This window comes from Candidatus Koribacter versatilis Ellin345 (assembly GCF_000014005.1).
Lineage (GTDB): Bacteria > Acidobacteriota > Terriglobia > Terriglobales > Acidobacteriaceae > Korobacter > Korobacter versatilis_A.
This window is the reverse complement of sequence record NC_008009.1, coordinates 3,434,552-3,451,741: the sequence shown is the minus strand read 5'-3', so window position 1 is coordinate 3,451,741 and position 17,190 is coordinate 3,434,552. Positions and strand designations below refer to the sequence as shown.

The 17,190-nt window shown below is 58.5% G+C and carries 16 protein-coding genes; 11 read left to right on the top strand and 5 right to left on the bottom strand.

Annotated features, from left to right (window positions below; translation table 11 throughout):
- Positions 1 to 49: 49 nt before the first annotated feature.
- Positions 50 to 634, top strand: a complete 585-nt coding sequence (locus tag ACID345_RS14985) for a hypothetical protein (RefSeq protein ID WP_011523708.1) — start codon at positions 50 to 52, stop codon at positions 632 to 634.
- A gap of 336 nt (positions 635 to 970) precedes the next feature.
- Positions 971 to 2,752 carry a TIGR03768 family metallophosphoesterase gene (locus ACID345_RS14980; RefSeq protein WP_011523707.1) on the top strand — a complete coding sequence of 594 codons (1,782 nt, stop codon included), beginning with the start codon at positions 971 to 973 and terminating at the stop codon, positions 2,750 to 2,752.
- A gap of 16 nt (positions 2,753 to 2,768) precedes the next feature.
- Here ACID345_RS14980 and ACID345_RS14975 read toward each other — a convergent pair whose 3' ends face one another.
- The gene (locus tag ACID345_RS14975; RefSeq protein ID WP_011523706.1) at positions 2,769 to 4,409 is read right to left on the bottom strand and encodes a cellulose synthase family protein; all 1,641 of its coding nucleotides are present in this window, start codon (positions 4,407 to 4,409) and stop codon (positions 2,769 to 2,771) included.
- Positions 4,410 to 4,533: 124 nt separating this feature from the next.
- Between ACID345_RS14975 and ACID345_RS14970 the strand changes: the two genes are divergently transcribed.
- The 3 genes from ACID345_RS14970 to ACID345_RS14960 all read left to right on the top strand — a co-directional run bounded on the left by ACID345_RS14970 (position 4,534) and on the right by ACID345_RS14960 (position 6,339).
- The gene (locus tag ACID345_RS14970; RefSeq protein ID WP_011523705.1) at positions 4,534 to 5,172 is read left to right on the top strand and encodes an alpha/beta hydrolase family protein; all 639 of its coding nucleotides are present in this window, start codon (positions 4,534 to 4,536) and stop codon (positions 5,170 to 5,172) included.
- A gap of 33 nt (positions 5,173 to 5,205) precedes the next feature.
- Positions 5,206 to 5,667: a helix-turn-helix domain-containing protein gene (locus tag ACID345_RS27435; RefSeq protein ID WP_011523704.1), complete on the top strand. Its 462-nt coding sequence runs from the start codon at positions 5,206 to 5,208 to the stop codon at positions 5,665 to 5,667.
- A 120-nt stretch (positions 5,668 to 5,787) separates the two neighbouring features.
- Positions 5,788 to 6,339 carry a DUF4199 domain-containing protein gene (locus tag ACID345_RS14960; RefSeq protein WP_011523703.1) on the top strand — a complete coding sequence of 184 codons (552 nt, stop codon included), beginning with the start codon at positions 5,788 to 5,790 and terminating at the stop codon, positions 6,337 to 6,339.
- Between the two features lie 121 nt (positions 6,340 to 6,460).
- Here ACID345_RS14960 and ACID345_RS14955 read toward each other — a convergent pair whose 3' ends face one another.
- Together ACID345_RS14955 and ACID345_RS14950 are read right to left on the bottom strand one after the other, a co-directional pair.
- Positions 6,461 to 7,504 (bottom strand): alpha/beta hydrolase, encoded by a 1,044-nt coding sequence (locus ACID345_RS14955; protein ID WP_011523702.1) that lies wholly within the window; start codon positions 7,502 to 7,504, stop codon positions 6,461 to 6,463.
- 21 nt (positions 7,505 to 7,525) lie between these two features.
- Entirely contained in the window at positions 7,526 to 7,972 is a 447-nt protein-coding gene (locus ACID345_RS14950; protein WP_011523701.1) for a VOC family protein, read from the bottom strand.
- A 169-nt stretch (positions 7,973 to 8,141) separates the two neighbouring features.
- Between ACID345_RS14950 and ACID345_RS14945 the strand changes: the two genes are divergently transcribed.
- The 6 genes from ACID345_RS14945 (at position 8,142) to ACID345_RS14920 (ending at position 15,016) form a co-directional block, all read left to right on the top strand.
- The gene (locus ACID345_RS14945) at positions 8,142 to 8,609 is read left to right on the top strand and encodes a DoxX family protein (protein WP_011523700.1); all 468 of its coding nucleotides are present in this window, start codon (positions 8,142 to 8,144) and stop codon (positions 8,607 to 8,609) included.
- Positions 8,610 to 8,860: 251 nt separating this feature from the next.
- Positions 8,861 to 9,202 carry a PadR family transcriptional regulator gene (locus tag ACID345_RS14940; protein WP_011523699.1) on the top strand — a complete coding sequence of 114 codons (342 nt, stop codon included), beginning with the start codon at positions 8,861 to 8,863 and terminating at the stop codon, positions 9,200 to 9,202.
- The gene (locus tag ACID345_RS14935) at positions 9,199 to 11,739 is read left to right on the top strand and encodes an ABC transporter permease (protein WP_011523698.1); all 2,541 of its coding nucleotides are present in this window, start codon (positions 9,199 to 9,201) and stop codon (positions 11,737 to 11,739) included. Before ACID345_RS14940 ends, ACID345_RS14935 begins: the two co-directional genes overlap by 4 nt.
- Before the next feature lie 281 nt (positions 11,740 to 12,020).
- Complete coding sequence (locus ACID345_RS14930) at positions 12,021 to 12,380, top strand: hypothetical protein (protein ID WP_041855751.1); 360 nt, start codon at positions 12,021 to 12,023, stop codon at positions 12,378 to 12,380.
- Between the two features lie 48 nt (positions 12,381 to 12,428).
- A complete protein-coding gene (locus tag ACID345_RS25645; RefSeq protein WP_011523697.1) occupies positions 12,429 to 14,546 on the top strand; it encodes a PAS domain S-box protein in 2,118 nt (705 codons plus the stop codon).
- Positions 14,537 to 15,016: a response regulator gene (locus ACID345_RS14920; RefSeq protein WP_011523696.1), complete on the top strand. Its 480-nt coding sequence runs from the start codon at positions 14,537 to 14,539 to the stop codon at positions 15,014 to 15,016. Before ACID345_RS25645 ends, ACID345_RS14920 begins: the two co-directional genes overlap by 10 nt.
- 102 nt (positions 15,017 to 15,118) lie before the next feature.
- Here the strand turns inward: ACID345_RS14920 and ACID345_RS14915 are convergent, their stop codons facing one another.
- Positions 15,119 to 16,315: a DEAD/DEAH box helicase gene (locus tag ACID345_RS14915; protein WP_228370652.1), complete on the bottom strand. Its 1,197-nt coding sequence runs from the start codon at positions 16,313 to 16,315 to the stop codon at positions 15,119 to 15,121.
- A 146-nt stretch (positions 16,316 to 16,461) separates the two neighbouring features.
- A complete protein-coding gene (locus ACID345_RS14910; RefSeq protein WP_148210128.1) occupies positions 16,462 to 16,662 on the bottom strand; it encodes a hypothetical protein in 201 nt (66 codons plus the stop codon).
- Positions 16,663 to 17,190: the final 528 nt, after the last annotated feature.

The window sequence follows — 17,190 nt, the reverse complement described above, 5'->3', positions numbered from 1 at the left end:
CCTAGTATTGCGAGGCGCGAATCCGTTTGCGCTTTGCAAGGTGGCAGTCATGCGAATTTCGCTAGCGCTCTGGATGCTCGCACTCACGGCCGTATCGTTTGCTGCGACGCCGAAGCTGAAGATTGAACTTGCTCATAAAGGACCGTGCGAGCAGGAGACGGAACTTCAACTCGGGCGGCTGTCGAGCGAGTACGACCTGTCGAAGTTCACCATTACCCGCGAGATCCGCATCGAGCGCTGCGCCATGGCGCACTCCAAGCCTGTGCTCACAATGAACTGCCGTTTTCTGCAGAATGACGATCTCGCTCTTTCGCAGTACGTCCACGAGCAAGGGCACTGGGTGCTGGGACGTCGCGAAGGTGAGATGAGATCGCTCTATGAGGATCTGACGCGCAGCTTTCCCGCTATCCCGACCGAATATCCCAAGGGCGGCTTCGGCGAGCGCGACTCCTACTTTCATCTCGCGGTGATTCTGCTGGAGTGGCAGGGGATGGAAGAGCTTGTAGGCGAGAAACGCGCGCTTGCGGAGATGAAGTGGAAGCAGGGCGACCACTACACCGAGTTATATCGCACCGTGATGGAGAACCGCGAAGCGATGGAGAAGATCCTTCGCAACCACGATATTCACTGGTGAATTGGGCACCAGCGCAGGCGTTCTTCGCGCCTCCTGCACGAATCCTTCGCACCCTTCCGTAATTAAAGTTTCCTGCCCGATCTCCCGATGTAGAGAACGGTGAACACTACATAGACAGCAGGGGACGAGCATGGGCGATTCGGACGGAAGAGTGATTCTGGACAGTAGCGATTTGCGGTTGATCCATGATGTTTCGCGCAGAGACTTCGTGAAGTATTCGTTTTCTGCCGCTGCGGGTATTAACTGGCGGGAAACCTTGGATGCGGTAGCGGGAGTAGCGACCATCCGACGTACCCGATTCCTTCCAACGCGCCAGTGCGGAAGACGACCGAGCGCATGTTGTCGTTTCCAATACCGGCGCAACCTTCCGGTCCGAACTCGGGTACGGGGCTGTGTCCCACCGAACTGCCGCTGATTTCGAAGTACAGCGAATATGGGTACGGGAACTATACGTACGGCGGGCCGCTGCGGATCGAGTCGCGCTACGACATTATGCCGGATGGGTATGGGCTGTCGAAACCGGCGCGGCTGAAGCAGTTCGCGAATTTCTTTGCCACGGCCGATGTCCACATGACGGACAAGGAAACGCCCAACCAGATTATTTATCTGCAACAAGAAGACCCGGTGTATGGCGCGCCGGGAACCTCCATCTATTCGCCGGTGATGTTGTACACGACCCACGTGCTGGACGCCGCGATGCAGACGGTGAATGCGCTGCATAAGCAAGCGCCCTTCGACTTTGGAATATGCCTGGGCGATGTTTGCAATAGCAGTCAGTACAACGAACTGCGGTGGTACATCGACGTGATGGACGGCAAGCGGATCACGCCGAGTTCCGGGGCGCACCTGGGCGCGAGCACAATCGATTACCAAAAGCCGTATAAGGCCGCGGGGCTTGATCCATCGATACCGTGGTACCAGGTGCTGGGCAATCACGATCACTTTTGGCTGGGCAGTGCCGCTGTGGACGGCGATCCGACGGTCGATTTGCGATCGGCATTTATCGGCTCCAAGGTGTGGGCGGTTGGCGATTTGCTGGTCCCAAATCCCGAGCACTTCCCGTGCCTGCACGACACCAGCGCGAGTTTCAAGCAGCCAACGTTCCACATGGGCGTACTCGACGGTTCGACACCGACCGGCACGATTATCGGTGCAGGTGCGGCTGGCTCGATGAATCCACCTGCGGTGGTTGCCGATGCGAACCGGCGCTCGCTGTTGCGAGCGGAGTGGATCCAGGAATTCTTCAACTCCACGAGTAGCCCCGTGGGCCACGGGTTCGGCCTTGTGGATGGTTCGTTGGGCAGCGGATTTGCCTGTTATAGCTTCGTGCCGAAGTCTGACATCCCGCTCAAGGTCATCGTTCTGGACGATACGCAATCGGAGAACGACGGCTCGCACGATATTCACGGCCATGGCTTTTTGGATGCGACGCGTTGGACGTGGCTGCAAAAGGAACTTGCGGCTGGGCAGGCGGCGCATCAATTGATGATTATCGCGGCGCACATCCCGATCGCGGTAGCAGCGATTGGCTCGGAATTCGAATGGTGGGAGTCGGCGCTGGACCCGAATGCCGCCTTGCAGAATGCGGTGTCGTTGACGGATATGGTTGCAGTGCTGCAGAACACACCGAACCTTCTGCTGTGGATCTCCGGGCACCTGCACCAGAACACGGTGAAGGCATTTATGCCGCCCGTGGGAGGGGTTGCGGAGAGCGGTTTCTGGGAAGTCGAAGTGTCGTCGCTTCGGGATTTCCCGCAGCAGTTCCGCACGTTCGAGATTTATCTCAACAGCGACTACACGGTATCGATTGTGACGACGAACGTGGACCCCGCAGTGGCCGATGGATCTCCGGCAGCGAAGTCGCGCATGTATGCTGTTGCCACCCAACAGATCATTCAGCCGAACCAGGCTCCGAATTGCCAGAACGTGCAACTGGCTTACGGCAAGATTCCGGTGGACACCATGGACCCGAGCCGGCCGCAGGACAACGCAACCGATGCAAGCATCGTGTACGGATCGGTGCCGGGTGTGCCGTACTGCGCGTCGTACAACGCGGAACTCTTCAAGCAGTTGAGTCCGAGCATGGTAAGCGTGTTGAAGAAACAATTTTCGGCGTAGGGATAGGTGATGAAATCTACACGCCGACGGGGAAGGGCTTGGTGTGGGTTTCCGGGCTGGCGGTGCGGCCCATGAGCGAATCGAAGCGGCCTTGCAGGAGTGACATCAGTCCTGTGTACCAGTAACCGAAGACAAACAAGCAGAGGAAGGGAACTGTAATGTAGTTCTCGCGGCTGACGGCGTACCACACGCACGCGGCGAACCACGTGCCGATCGCCAGTTCGATCCAGGGAATGATGCCGAGGCGCTTGCGATACTTCTTTGCGGCGATGGATTTCTCGCCCTTGTTGGTGACGCGATATTTAGGCGTACGTGCGAAGGCCGACTGCTTGCCGACGATGGCTTCCAGCACGGCCTTTGTATTCGTCACCGTCAGGCCGATCCCGAGCGCCATGAGTGCGGGCAGATACATGAATGTCCGCAGCCACGTCTTTGGATAGAGTTCTTTTTGCGAGACTAGATAGAAGCTCGAGATGCTGAACGTGGATGCCAGGAACAGCGGCATATCAATGTAGAGCATTTGAAACCAGCCCTGGTAGAAGCGCAGCACCATCGCCGGAAGCATGAGGGCCGATAGAACGATCATCAGCGGATAACTAATGTTGGCGGTGAGGTGATACCAGGCTTCGACTTTTACGCGCCGCGGCACGTCGCTGCGGTACAAGAACGGCAACACTTTTTTCGAGCACTGGATAAGCCCCTTCGCCCAACGCGCCTGCTGGGTTTTGAAGGCCGTCATTTCGATCGGCAATTCCGCGGGGCACTCGACATCCTGCAGATACTTGAACCGCCAACCCTTTACCTGCGCGCGATAGCTGAGATCGGTGTCTTCGGTCAGGGTGTCGTGCTGCCAGCCACCAGCTTCTTCAATGGCCTGCTTGCGCCACATGCCGGCGGTGCCGTTGAAGTTGAAAAAGACGCCCTTGCGGGAGCGGCCGCCGTGCTCAAGCACGAAGTGGCCGTCAAGGAGGATGGCCTCAACTTCGGTGAGGAACGAGTAGTTGCGGTTCAGGTGCGTCCAGCGCGTTTGCACCATACCGATTTCCGGCTCGGCGAAGTGGTGAATGCACTTCTGTAGAAAGTCTGCGGGCGGCACGAAGTCGGCGTCGAAGATGGCGATGAACTCGCCCTTGCAGACGGCCATACCTTCCTGAAGTGCGCCCGCCTTGAAGCCGTGGCGGTTCGTCCGATGAATATAAGAGATCGGGTTGCCAAGCGCGGCATAGCGCTCCACCACCTCGCGCGCAACTTCGACGGTCTCGTCGGTGGAGTCGTCGAGGACCTGGATGTCGAGCTTGTCCTTCGGGTAGTCGAGCTTGCAAACGGCTTCTACGAGGCGGTCAATGACGTACTGTTCGTTGAAGATCGGCAACTGCACGGTGACGCGCGGCAACTCGGCGAAGTGCTGCGGCGGGTCAGTCGTCTTATTCTTGCGATTGCGGTAGTACATCCAGACGAGCTGGTACCGATGCACGCCATACGCGGCAAGAATAATGAGGACGATGAAGTACGGAATGAGAAGGCAGAGGTCGAAGGCGTTGGCTTGGTAAAGGCCTTTAAACGTGGTGTCGAGGACGTGCGTGCGGATCCAATGTTGCGCTCCGTGTGCCTGTGAGACAGAGAAAGCTGCCAGGATTTCGGTGCTCAGGGGACGCACTCCTTCGTCGTATGCTCGAAGGAAGATTCTACAGGACGAACCCCAAAATCCTTACCACCAAGGTCACCGGAGAGCCGAAGGTGCTCTCCAGCAAAGAGGCTTCGTCTGGAGGTAAACTTCCTTCGTGCTTTTACCCGTCAGCGATGGCGTTGTTCAAGGCGTGCTTCATCTCCCCGAGAGCCGCTCCGGAGACGGGCTTGTGTTGACACATGGCGCCGGAGCTAACCACCAGGCCCCGGTGCTGGTCGCGGTGGCGACGGCATTCGAGAGGCTGGGCTTTGTCGTGCTCCGATTCGATCTGCCGTTCCGGCAAAAGCGCCCGCATGGACCGCCTCCGCGCGGCAGCGCCGAAGAGGACCAGCAAGGACTGCGACAGGCAGCTGCTTTCCTGCGCACCCAGGCCGCAAATCGCATCTTTCTCGGCGGCCATTCCTACGGTGGACGCCAGGCGTCGATGCTTGCGGCTTCGCAACCGGAGATTGCTGCGGCGCTACTATTGTTGTCTTATCCGCTGCATCCGCCAGATCGGCCCACGCAAATGCGCACCGCCCACTTTCCCGACCTGCGCACCCCGGCGCTGTTCGTCCACGGCAAGCGCGACGGATTTTGCACCCACGAAGAATTAGTCGAGGCAACCAGGCTCGTGCCCGCCCGCACCGAGATCCTGGAGATCGAAGCGGCCGGACATGAACTGTTATCCAAGCGGAACGCGGACGCGTTGCCGGCCCTTATCGCAAATTCGTTCCAGAGGTTTATTGGCTAGCGGCGCCACGTTATACTTCTTCGCGATCCTCTCATGAAGCGCCACGTTCTCATCTTTGGTCTCGTCGGCGGCCTGCTCATCGCCACGCTGCAATACACGGAATACCGCTTTATCGTCATAGAGCATTCGTTTGAAATTTACGGGGCGCTGGTCGCGGTTCTCTTTGCGGCGTTTGGGATATGGCTGGGGCTTCGCATCACCCGCCGCCGCGAGACCATTCGCGAAACCGTTGTCGTCAAGGAAGTCCTGGTTCCGGCGGAAGCCGGCCCCTTCGCGCCCGATACGGCCCGTCAGCAGGAACTGGGGATCACGGCACGGGAGATGGAAATTCTTACCCTGGTGGCCCACGGCCTCAGCAATCGCGAGATCGCAACCCAGCTTTTCGTTTCCGAAAACACGGTCAAGACGCACTGTGCCCGCGCCTTCGACAAGCTCGGCGCCGCCCGTCGGACCCAGGCCGTCCAGCGCGGCAAAGAACTAGGCCTGCTGCCGTGACGGCGTCACCCAAAAGCACGATTTCCGTGTGTTTTCAGCAAAATCATCCGAAAGAATGACGACATCCGGCCCCATTCCGCCGCAAGGTGACTCCAACATCGCTTGCAAAAGGAGCCTCACATGAAGAAAACCGTTCTCACCTTCGGCCTTATCGCCGGCGTCATCATCTCCGTCCTGATAGGCGGCTCGCTGCTCATCGCAGACAAGATCGGCAGCGGCCACAGCATGGCTCTCGGCTACACCATCATGGTGGCGTCGTTCCTGTTGGTGTACTTCGGCATCCGGAGCTACCGCGACAACAACCTCGGCGGCCAGATTTCCTTCGGACGGGCGTTCGGCTGCGGCATCCTTATTACGCTGATCACTACGGTCTGCTACGTCGCCATGTGGGAGGTGCTGTATTTCAACTTCATGCCACATTTTATGGACGGCTACTTCGCCGCGCAGATCCACAAGGTCCAGGCCTCGGGGCTTGACTCCGCCACCGTTGCCGCGCAGGTCGCTGCGATCCAGCACTCGCAACAGCTCTATCAGAACCCGTTGGTCAACGCGGCTTATACGTTGATGGAGCCGCTACCGGTGGGCATCATCATTACTCTCATCTCGGCTGCCGTGCTGCGGCGGAAAGCGCGTGGGCAAACTGCGGGCGCTCGTGCGGTGATGACTGCGTAAGTCAAAGGCAAAATCTTTCACCACGAAGGACACGAAGGGTACGAAGGTTCTCAAAGCTCTGGGTGCCCCATCCTTATCGCGCGTTACTTGCGCGATAGGGTGGGGACTTTGTTTGCTGTCATCAGAACCGATCGACGTCAATCACAGCCTTCGCAAACTCTTTCGGAGCTTCCTGCGGCAGGTTGTGGCCGACACCGCCCCCAACCAGTCGGTATTCATACTTGCCTGAGAACTTCCCGCGATAGGTTTCGGCGGGCGCGTGCAGCGCGCCATTCGACTCGCCCTCCATGGTGATGGTCGGCACGGTGATGGGAGGACCTTCGGCGAGCCGTTTTTCCAGGTCGTCGTATTTGCGCTCGCCATCGGCCAGGGCAATCCGCCAGCGATAGTTATGGATGACGATGTCCACATGGTCCGGGTTGTCGAAAGCCGCGGCACTGCGCTCGTATATGGCATCGTCGAAATTCCACTTCGGAGAAGCGGTCTTCCAGATGAGCTTATTGAAATCGTGGAGGTACTTCGCATAACCGGTGCGGCCAAGATCGGTGGCGAAATAGTACTGATACCAGAACGCCAGCGCAGCACCGGGCGCAAAGGGCGCCACCTTGGCGACGACAGGGTTGCTGACGAGATAGCCACTCACCGATACGATCGCCTTGCAGCGTTCCGGCCACAGCGTCGCCATGACGGCGCACGTGCGCGCGCCCCAATCAAAGCCGGCAATAATCGCTTTCTGGATCTTGAGCGCATCCATCAAATGGATGACGTCGAAAGCGACGGCCGATTGCTGGCCATTGCGGGGCGTATCGCTGGAAAGAAAACGCGTCGTCCCATAACCGCGCAGGTACGGAACCACGACGTGGTATCCAGCCGCAGCCAGGAGCGGAGTGACCTCGACAAAGCTATGGATGTCGTAGGGCCAGCCGTGCAGGAGAATCACCGCCGGACCATCCGCCGGGCCCGCTTCCGCGTAACCGATATTCAGATCGCCGGCATCGATCTGCCGCAATGTTCCAAACGAAGCGTCGGCTGTCGGGCTCGACGCCGCGTTTCCATTTTCCGCGGCGAAGAGCGGCAGCCCTGCGAGCAATGCTGCTCCCGTTGAAAACCCCGCCAACTCCAGGAGACGCCGGCGTGACATGCCGTTTGCTTTTGATTCGTCCATGAGGAAACCTCTTTCTCTGCATTACCCGTAGGTGAGATCAGTGCTCTGTCCGACCTCGATGATGTAGCCGTCAAGGTCGCGGATGTAGCAGCGAATCTCGCCGTACTTGGGAATTGGCTCGGTGATGAACTCAGCGCCGCGGCTTTTCCAAAGCTCGTAGCAGGCTTGAATGTCGGCAACGCGGAAATTCATAAAGCTGTTGATGTGTTTCGGGTCGGGGACGCTGAGCGTTACCGTCGGCTTGTCGGGTGTCGGGCCGCCGCCTACGTTCAGGATCATCCAGATATTTGCGAGCAGAAGGTACGCCGGAGCGTTGCCGTCTCCCATGCTCAGAATCTTCGCGCCGAAGACCTTTTCGTAGTAGCGGGCCGAGCGCTCAATGTCCTTCACGGTGAGAAAATGCGCGATGCTCATCCCCTCTCGCGGAGGCATCTCGAAGGTCTTCTGTTCCACTTGTACGCTGTCCATAGTTTCTCCACCAGCAGTAGGCCAGAAGCGCGACGCGGAATCTATTGGACGAACGTATCGGCAATATCTAAGTGGCGGCTCAAGAACGAAAGTGCCCAGCGATACCAATGTCTGATTGTGCAGCTTGGGCGTTTCTGATGGGATGTTCGCCTGAATCGAGGTCCACGAGATGGAGTGGAAACGCTTGGTCGAGTTTGCGCTCACGGGCAGCAGCGATCTTGAACGCTATGCCATCCTGCTGGTACGGGTTGCGATCGGGCTGTTCTTCGCCATCTCAGGCGCAAACAAATTGTTTGTCGCTGGCGGTACCAAGCCGGTTTACGACACACTGGTGAAAGCCAATATCCCCTTTCCCCGCCAGACCGCCTATTTCGTGGCGACCGTCGAGTTCGTTGCCGGATCGTTCCTGGCTGTAGGTTTTCTTTCGGCCCCGGCCTGCGTCGCTTTGCTGATTGATATGGTCGTCGCTACCGCAACCAGCGCGATTGCCACTTTGCCGAAGGGACTCTCGCCGCTAAACTGGCTCGACGATTTCCTCTACCTTCCGGAAGTCTTGTACGTGCTCTTCTTCATCTGGCTGATCTGCTCGGGGCCGGGAAAGTTCAGTGTGGATTCCTGGATTGCAGGGCGGCTCTAGTCTCGCTAAAACTAAAGTCTTTCACCACGAAGGACGCAGTTCCTGTCATCCTGAGCGGACTCGCGCGCAGCGCGACGGAGTCGAAAGACCCCTATCGTCCCCACTGCTCTGCGCTCCATCGAGGTGGGTCACAAGAAATGGTGATTATTTCGTCCGTCGGCTGAGCGCGACGCAAACTTCCCATCTGTCATCCCAGGGACGGACACCTTGCACTTCTACCTATTGGACATGTATAGGTAGAAGCCATAGGTATGCCGATTCCATCGAAATTCGATCTTCCGCAAGGCACGCTTGATTTGCTGATTCTCCGCGTCGTCGCGCTTGGGCCGGTTCATGGCTACGCGATCGTTCAGCGCATTCAGCAGATCTCCAAGGACGCGCTCCACATCCAGCAGGGCAGCCTCTATCCCGCGCTGCACCGCCTCGAGAACAAAGAGTTCCTCACTGCCGATTGGGGCCCGTCTGAAACCGGGCGCGAGGCCAAGTTCTATCGCCTTACGACGAAGGGGCGCGCGCAACTCAAGGCGGAGACCGAGAGCTGGACGCGCCTCACCGAAGTCGTCGGGATGATCCTGCAGGGAGAACTCTCATGAACTGGATTGGGCGGCTGGTGCGTCGCGGACGGATGGAAAGGGAACTCGATGCTGAACTGCGCTTCCACTTCGAGACCCTCGTCGCGGAGAGAATGCAGCGCGGCATGACGGAGACCGAGGCCCGCCGCAGCGCACGTCTGGACTTTGGCGGCATGGACCAGGTGAAGGAAGATTGTCGCGAGAGCCGCGGCACGCTGTGGGTGGAATCGATTGCGCAAGACCTTCGCTTTGGGGCGCGCATCCTGGCGCGCTCGCCGGGATTTTCCGCTACCGCGATTCTCGTGCTCGCGCTCGGCATCGGGGTGAGCACGCTGGCGTTCAGTCTGTACAACCTGATCGCACTGCAGTCGCTGCCGGTCCGCGATCCGCAATCGCTGGTGGGCATGCAACGACGTTCGCCGGAGAACATTGCTCCCAACCTGCCGTATGCGTCGATCACTTACTATGGCGACAACGCGAAGTCGCTCTCGGCCGTGATGGCAACCATGACGGCGATGCCGATGCTGATGGATCGCGACGAGCAGCGCATCACTCCTGGCTTTGTGACCGCCAACTACTTCAGCGAACTGGGCGCTGCCGCTGCTGCGGGACGCCTGTTCATGCCCGATCGTGAAAGTTCCTCCGACTCTCCACCTGCGGTCGTGCTCAGCTATCGGTTCTGGCAGAGAAGATTCAATGGCGACCCTGCCGTCGTGGGCAGAGTTGTGCATCTCTCGGGAAAGGCGGCGACGGTGGTCGGCGTGGCCAGCAAATCGTTCGCGAACCTCGGTGTCGACGATCCCGACTTGTGGCTGCCGCTGGCGCAGTATTCGTACTTCGTGGAAGGCAGCCGGCCGCTTGACGATCCCAAGTTCGATGGCCTGATCATGATGTGGGGACGTCTCGCGCCAGGGTTCACGGCGTCCACCGCGCAGCAGGAGTTACTCGCGCTCACGGACCAACTGCGGAAGCTTTATCCGGCGATGATCTGGGACAACGAACGCATTGTGGTGACGCCCGGCGCGCACTTCTTCACCTCGGAAGATAGCGGCCCGATACTGGCGTTCGTCGCGGTACTGGTGTTGCTGATTCTAGGCATTGCCTGCGCCAATCTTGGCGGACTGCTCATGGCGCGCGGCGCCAGTCGACAACGCGAAATTCGTCTGCGCTTTGAGCTTGGTGCACGGCGATTCCGCGTCTTCCGGCAACTGCTTACTGAGAACTTTCTGCTCGGGTTCCTTGGCGCGGTGGCCGCGCTGCCGCTCAGTTACGTCGCGCTGCGACTCACCCTCACGTACGCTAACGCTCCTTCGTGGATGAGTGCCGTGCCCGACTGGCGTGTGCTCGTGTTCACCGCCGCCATGGGCTTTCTTGCCGCGATGTTTTTCGGATTCCTGCCGACCGTGCAGATGGTCCGCCACAAAACCAACCGGACGCTGTGGCACCAGTTCGTGGTGTGTGCACAGGTCGGCGCTAGTTGTGTGCTGCTTATTCTTGCGGGATTGCTGGTCCGCGCGACTCTGCACACGCTGTACACAAATCCGGGCTTTGGATACGAGCAGGTGTACTCCATCGATCCTGGATTGCATGATCACGGCTACAACGCGGCGACCGCGCAGACCTATCTCGACCAGATGCAGGAGCGTTTGCGCGCCGTGCCGGGCGTGGCTTCGGTGTCTGTGGCGCTCAATCCGCCGCTCGTCAGTAAAGAGGTGATGATCACCAGCATCGACGTCAACGGCAAGCGCGTGTTGATCTATCCCAACTGGGTCGGGCCTGAATTCTTCCAGACGATGCAGATCCCATTGCTCCGCGGGCGGCTCATTCAGCCTGGGGAAAACAACGCGGTCATGTTGAGTGAGTCGCTCGCGCGCCAGCGCTGGCCCAACGAAGATCCTATCGGCAAGCCCTGGAAGAACACGAAGAACGTAGTCGTCGGCGTGGTTGGGAATACGCGCGCGATGGAACTCAACAACACCGACGCGACCGAACTCTACTACCCACCAGCGGCGGAGCACTTGGCTTCGATGTCGGTGCTGGTGCGCGTTGCAGGCGATCCGGCAAATGTTTTGCCTGCGATTAAGTCGGTGGCTGCGGAAGGTGACACGAAACTCTTTCCGACGATCACGCCGCTGAGCGCGGGATTTCGCAAGAATGTTGCGGTCGTGGAACAGGTCGCTACGATTATTAGTTTGCTGGGGGGCATTGCGATTTTTCTTGCGGTGGTTGGACTGCTCGGACTTGTCAGTTACGCGGTGTCGCAACGCACCCGGGAGATCGCGATTCGGCTCGCGCTGGGGGCGCATCGCGCTGAGATATTTTCTGCCGTGTTGCGGCGGTTTGCATGGCCGGTTGCGATTGGGCTTATCGCTGGAGTGGGCGTCACGGCCGGGCTTTCGCAAGTTTTGCGGCGCGGGCTGTATGGCATCAGCGGGCTTGATCCGATTAGCTATGCTGGGGCGATCGCGTGTTTGTTGGCGATTTTGATGGGTGCTGCTCTGCTGCCGTTACGGCGCGCGCTGCGGATTGATATTGCTCGGATTCTGCACGCTGAGTAAAAGCTTTCACCACGAAGGCCACGAAGGGTTTTTAGGCGCGAAGCGATTTTGGGGTTTTGCAAATACTAAAATTGCCGAAGAAAACCCTAGAACTCCCCGTAAAACCTGAAATTACAAAATAGTTAACATACGCTTGCAACCGCATGGTTCCTGACGATTTACGGCGTCATACCACTTTCCGGTGATCGTTCCAGCGCCCGGATTTTTCTCTTCAAACGGCGTAAACCGCGACCCTGGACCGGGAAAATTTGCTGATTCGTCGCGTTTGCCGCAAAGGTGGTATGAAAAAGTGGAAGGATTTTGTTAACTGGGTGGTAAAGGGGGCCCAGATTCTAAAAACTTTCACCACGAAGGACACGAAGGGAACGAAGGATTTCAGGGCTTCGGGTAGATGGTGCTTATTGCGCTTGGGTGAGATCGGGGCAGAAGAGATGCGTCTTTCAGACGCATCAGGCTCGCCGACTGAACGCATTGTTGCTGCGGAAGTTTTCCGGACCTGCCTAGCGATTCACAAAGGAGGTGAATCCCTAGAATGGGGCACCCTGCATTTTCGAAGCCTGAAGCATACAACGCATGCTCCTCGACGTGCATCGCTGTCTATGTTTTCACTGCGGGAGAAAATGCAACGGATCTCCAGCTAAAATAGAAAAATAGCTCGTATCCCTCCACATTTCTACAAAGGGAGTTTCATGGGCACAACAGGGCAAGTCCCGCCACCGGGACCGAACAGCGAACGCATGTCTGAAGTGCGGCAGCGGGAGAGCGTGCAACAGGCGCTGCAGGAGCGCGAAGCCGAACTGCAGCAACTGGCCCAGACCCTGACCGAGGAGTTGTCAACCTCCCAACGCTTGCAACAACTCAGTACGAGGCTGGTGCAGGTCACCGACCTCACCGATCTCCTCAACGAGATACTGGATGCGGCCCTGGACATCTCTGGCGCCGATATGGGGAATTTGCAGATATTCGACGGCAAGGCCCTGAAGATCGAAGTACATCGTGGATTTGAGGCGCCATTCCTTTCGTATTTTGAAACGGTGAACGCGAAGGAGCCGAACGCCGCGTGCGGTGTCGTTCTAAAAGAAGGCAAGCGGGTCATCGTTGAAGATGTGACGCGCAGCCCCATCTTCGCGGGCACGCAGGCACTCGACGTGATGTTGAACGCGGGCGTTCGCGCCTTGCAGTCCACCCCGTTGATCAGCCATGACGGTCGCGTCTTAGGCGTGTTCTCCACCCATTTCCGCACCGTGAAACGCCCCGGTGAGCGTGAAGTTCGCGCCCTGGACGTGCTCGCCCGACTCGGCGCCGATCTTCTCGATCGAAAAGCAGCTGAAGATGCCCTGCGACACAGCGAGCAACGTTTCCGCGTGATCACGGACGCTTCGCCGGTCCTGGTGTGGATGGCGGGCACTGACAAGCTCTGCTACTACTTCAATAAGGGATGGCTGAATTTCGTCGGTAGAACTCTTGAACAGGAAGCGGGAAATGGGTGGGCAGAAAATGTGCACCCCGACGACTTTGATCGCTGCCTTCAAATTTATGTCGCCAACTTCGACGAACGTCGCCCATTCGAGATGGAGTACCGGCTGCGCCACCATAGCGGACAGTATCGTTGGATCCTCGACTGTGGGGTTCCGCGCTTCGCGCCCGACGGTAGCTTCGAAGGGTATGTGGGAGGCTGCCTCGATATTCACGACCGCAAGGAGGCGGCCGAGATCCGCGAGCGACTCGCCGCCATTATCGACTCTTCCGATGATGCGATCATCAGCAAGAACCTGAACAGCATCGTTACCAGTTGGAACAAGCAAGCCGAGAAGATGTTTGGCTACACCGCCGATGAGATCATCGGTAAGCCGATCACGATCATTCTTCCGCAGGAGCTACTCCAGGACGAGGACATGATCCTCAGCAAGATCCGGAGCGGACAGAAAATCGATCACTTCGAAACCGTGCGTCTCGCAAAAGACGGCAGGCGACTCGAAGTCTCCCTCTCGATCTCGCCGGTGCGCGACGAGAACGGGAGGATCATCGGGGCGGCGAAGATCGCCCGGGATATCACGGAAAAGAAGCGGATGGAACGCGCGTTACGGATGACGGAGAAGATCGCAGCCGCGGGACGATTGGCTGCCACGGTCGCGCACGAAATCAATAATCCGCTCGAATCCATCACCAACCTCGTTTACCTGGCCAAGACCAGCCCGGAATTGCCGACGAGTCTCATGCAATACCTGGAGCAGGCCGATCAAGAGCTCTCGCGTGTCGCCTACATTGCGCGTCAAACGTTGGGCTTTTACCGCGACAACTCGCGACCAGCGTGGTTGTCCGTTTCCGCGCTTGTCGAGGGCGTCATGACGATCTACCAGCGCAAGATGGAGAACAAAAACATATCCTTCGACAAACGGATTTCTGCGGAGCTGGAGGTGTTTGCCGTGGAGGGCAAACTGAAGCAGGTGCTTTCCAACCTAGTAACGAATGCGATCGATGCCTCCGATTTCGACGGAGTGATCTCGGTTCGCGCTCGCAAATCCACCGACCGAAAAGGTCAGCCTGTAATTTGCCTCGCAGTGGCGGATCGCGGCGAAGGCATTCCAAAGGAGCACATGGCGAAGCTATTTGCCCCATTCTTCACGACAAAGTCAGAGATCGGTACAGGTCTCGGGCTGTGGGTGAGTAAGGACCTGGTGGAAACCGCCGGAGGATCTATACGCGTACGGAGTCGGGCTGGAGCGAAATCGGGCACCGTGTTTACCATTACCCTTCCCATTGAAACACAGGTTACTCAGTCGGAGGTGAATAACGCATGGGCGTAATGCTAGCTGTGCAGGACATCGAGATGGTCGGCCGCCTGTTGATGAGAGATATCGCTCTCACCGACGATGGTGGTAAGACTGCTCTGCGATCCGGAGACGGAATCGAAAAGCAAAGTCGTGTCCAACGGGTGCTGGTTGTGGACGACGAGAGACTCGTTGCCGATACGGTTTGCGAGATCCTCAAGCGCTTTCACTTCGATGCGACGCCTTGTTACAACGGCGAAGCGGCGATCGAAGCAGCTTCTCAAGCATGTCCTGACTTCGTCGTCTCGGACGTGATGATGCCGAAGCTGAACGGTGTCGAAACTGCGCTCCGAATCCAGGAACTCTGTCCCAGGACTCGAGTTCTGCTGTTCTCCGGAAATGCCGCAACTGCCGATCTTCTGAAACGGGCGCGGGCCGAAGGACATGATTTCGAACTGCTCGCAAAGCCGATCCACCCCGAGGAACTGGTCCGAAGACTGCAATGAGGAGTTCTTCGGGCGTTGTGGCCTGACCGCGGGACTTAGAGTCACAAGCGAAAAGCAAAAGAGCGCGGACATGCCGCGCTCTTCTTAGTTCTGCTTACTGGTTTAGGCGAAGATTTCGCCGGGGAGCCGCTTTAGCGTGCGCGTGGAGAGCGTGTCGCGATGCTTTACTTCACGCTTTGGCGTCGTTGTGGCGTTCAGGTCGCGGCGTGCGATCTTCAGCTTCAGGGTGCGCTCGATGTTGCGGAGCTCGAAGACTTCGGCGCCTGATACCAGGCTCGTCGCCATACCGGTTGCTCCGGCTCGGCCGGTGCGGCCGACGCGGTGGATGAAGTCTTCCGGCACCTGCGGGAGGTCGAAGTTGATGACGTGTGCGATGTCATCTACGTCGAGACCGCGGGCGGCTACATCCGTCGCGACCAGGACCTTGATGCTGCCCTTGTCGAACGCGGCCAATGCGGCGTTGCGTTGCGACTGGCTGCGGTCGCCGTGGATCATCGCGGCAGAGAAGCCGTCGCGGATGAGTTCCTTGGCTAAGCGTTCGGTACCGCGCTTGGTGCGGGCGAAGACCAGGGTCTTGCCTTCCTGCTCGTAGAGAAGCTGGCGCAGGGCATCTTTCTTGCCCATGATCGGAACTTCGATCGCGTGCAATTCGACGGCGGCGGCCGGCTTCAGGATGGAACCGATTTCCACGCGGACCGCGTTGTAGAGGCAATCCTGCACGATGCCGCTGACCGCCGGGCCCATGGTGGCGGAGAAGCAAAGCGTCTGCTTATCGCGCGGAAGAGCACGGAGGATGCGCTTGATGGCAGGGAGGAAGCCCATGTCCATCATGCGATCGGCTTCGTCGAGGACGAGCATTTCGACCTGGCTGAGGTCTACGAGGCGACGGCCCATGTAGTCCTCGAGGCGGCCGGGCGTGGCTACCACTACGCGCGCGCCGCTGCGGATCGATTGGATCTGGTTGCGCTCCGAGGTGCCGCCCATGACGAGCGCTGCGGACTTGAGTTTCTTACCCTTGAGCTGCTCATAGACGCCGTGCACCTGCATGGCGAGTTCACGAGTGGGTACGAGTATCAGCACCTGCACGCCGCAAGGCTCGGTGTCGCGGAGCATCTCGAGGGCAGGGATGATGAAGGCCAGGGTCTTACCGGTACCGGTCTGGGCGGTGGCGAGGATATCGCGGCCGTCGAGTGCGGGCGGAATGGCTTTCTCTTGTACTGGAGTTGGGTTGATGAACTGGGCTGCCTCAAGTCGCTGTTTAAGAACATCGGACAGGGGCATATCGTTAAAGGTAGTCAATCGTTGTCTTCTTTCGGGGTCCCGTTTATGTGAGGACCTCACGTATTGCCGTCTCGCGACGCGCAATGGAGACATGCGATTCGCGACTGGGAGTTACTTGTTGGTAGCGAACTCGCGTTCGCCTCCGGCTGCGGGCCGGGACCGTTCTAGAAATCGTGGAAGTCCAATGCTTTGGGCTGACCTTCTTCGTCATATTCAATGACGGGCTGCCCGAGTTTCTCGGCGTTGGGGTTCTCTTCCTTTTCAGCTTTACGCTGCAATTTCTTCTGTGCTTTTTCCGCCTGTTTCTCCTGGCGGGCGCGTTCTTTCAAACGCTTGGTGAAAGATGGGCGTGCATTGGCCATCAAGTCTCCTTAAGTCTCCGGGATGTTTTGCCCGGGACCCCGTTAAGCGCTGTTTGGCGCCGGAAGGGGTGTTCACAGAGTGGTAGCGTGCGCCGCTACGGACGATCTCGAGTAGCTAGGATTTCAGCGGGTCTGAGAGAGAAACTGCCGAGTGTCAGTTCGGGGCTTAGCTCAAAGTCGCGTCTAGTTCGGCGAGACAATACTTAGATGTTAACACGGGGTCACTGGATTCAGGATATGGAATCGGTATGGGGTTGGAACCAAAGGGGTTACGGGGAGGGGTGTGCAGGGGCTAAAGCCCTGTTCGTGGGATGGCTTTTTCGGCTTGGCTGAAGCCAAGCCCTGATACAAGGCGGGGGCTGAGAGAAGGCAGGGGCTGATTACAAGGCGGGGGCTGACACAAGGCAGGGGCTGATTACAAGGCCGAGGGCTGACACAAGGCGGGGGCTGATTACAAGGCCGGGGGTGAGAGAAGGCGGGGGGCTGATAGAAGGGCCGAGGGCTTATACACGGCCGGGGGCTGAGGCAGGG